The following is a 1870-nucleotide window of genomic DNA, read 5'->3' on the forward strand; positions in this document are numbered from 1 at the left end:
TCCCCATGAACGCCAAAGCCCCCTTCACCGCCGCCCAGGCCCACGTCGACAGTGCGGCGGTGGCGCCCCTGCCCAACTCGCGCAAGATCTACGTGCAAGGCTCCCGCCCGGACCTCCAGGTGCCCATGCGGGAAATTTCCCAGGCCGACACCCCCACCGGCTTCGGTGGCGAGAAGAACCCGCCGATCTACGTCTACGACTGCTCCGGCCCCTACACCGACCCGGCCGCCACGATCGACATCCGTGCCGGCCTGCCGGCCCTGCGCCAGCGGTGGATCGAGGAGCGGGGCGACACCGAAGTGCTGCCCGACCTGACCTCCGACTACGGCCGCCAGCGGGCCGCCGACCCGGCCCTGGACGAACTGCGCTTCCCCGGCCTGCACCGCAAGCCCCGCCGCGCCAAGGCCGGCGCCAATGTGAGCCAGATGCACTATGCCCGGAAAGGCATCATCACCCCGGAAATGGAGTACGTGGCCATCCGGGAAAACCTGAACCGCCAGCAGTACCTGGACAACCTGCGCGCCACCGGCCCCATGGGGGAGAAGATGGTCAAGCTGCTGGGCCGCCAGCACAAGGGCCAGGACTTCGGCGCCGCCATTCCCGCCGAGATCACCCCGGAATTCGTGCGCTCCGAAGTGGCCCGGGGCCGCGCCATCATCCCCAACAACATCAACCACCCGGAATCCGAGCCGATGATCATCGGCCGCAACTTCCTGGTGAAGATCAACGCCAACATCGGCAACTCGGCCCTAGGCTCGTCCATTTCCGAGGAAGTGGACAAGATGACCTGGGCCACCCGCTGGGGCGGCGACACGGTGATGGACCTGTCCACCGGCAAGAACATCCACGAAACCCGGGAATGGATCATCCGCAACAGCCCTGTGCCCATCGGCACCGTGCCCATCTACCAGGCCCTGGAGAAAGTGAACGGCAAGGCCGAGGAACTGACCTGGGAGATTTTCCGCGACACCCTGATCGAGCAGGCCGAGCAGGGCGTGGACTACTTCACCATCCACGCCGGGGTGCTGCTGCGCTACATCCCCCTGACCGCCAACCGCATGACCGGCATCGTCTCTCGGGGCGGCTCGATCATGGCCAAGTGGTGCCTGGCCCACCACAAGGAAAGCTTCCTCTACACCCACTTCGAGGACATCTGCGACATCATGAAGGCCTACGACGTGGCCTTCTCCCTGGGCGACGGCCTGCGTCCCGGCTCCATCTACGACGCCAACGACGAGGCCCAGCTGGGCGAGCTGGCCACCCTGGGCGAACTCACCGACATCGCCTGGAAGCACGACGTGCAGACCATCATCGAAGGCCCCGGCCACGTGCCCATGCATCTCATCAAGGAGAACATGGACCTGCAGTTGCAGCACTGCAAGGAAGCGCCGTTCTACACCCTGGGGCCCCTGACCACCGACATCGCCCCCGGCTATGACCACATCACCAGCGGCATCGGCGCCGCCATGATCGGCTGGTACGGCACCGCCATGCTCTGCTACGTCACGCCCAAGGAGCACCTGGGCCTGCCGGACAAGAACGACGTCAAGGAAGGCATCATCACCTACAAGCTGGCCGCCCACGCCGCCGACCTGGCCAAGGGCCACCCGGGTGCCCAGATCCGCGACAACGCCCTGTCCAAGGCCCGCTACGAGTTCCGCTGGGACGACCAGTTCAACCTGGGCCTGGACCCGGACAAGGCCAAGTCCTTCCACGACGAGACCCTGCCCAAGGAGTCGGCCAAGGTGGCCCATTTCTGCTCCATGTGCGGCCCCCATTTCTGTTCGATGAAGATCACCCAGGACGTGCGCGACTTCGCCGCCGCCCAGGGGATCGCCGAGGCCGAAGCCCTGGAGAAGGGGATGGAGAC

At 66.0% G+C, this 1870-nt stretch carries 1 protein-coding gene; it reads left to right on the forward strand.

Features of this window, described 5'->3' with window-relative positions; all coding sequences use genetic code 11:
- Window positions 1-5 precede the first annotated feature (5 nt).
- Window positions 6-1870 (forward strand): phosphomethylpyrimidine synthase ThiC (gene thiC / locus V7Z98_RS17805; RefSeq protein ID WP_334159432.1); only part of this gene is annotated, 1865 nt, incomplete at its 3' end.

The sequence above is a fragment of the Oryzomicrobium sp. genome (assembly GCF_036820405.1).
Classification (GTDB): domain Bacteria; phylum Pseudomonadota; class Gammaproteobacteria; order Burkholderiales; family Rhodocyclaceae; genus Oryzomicrobium.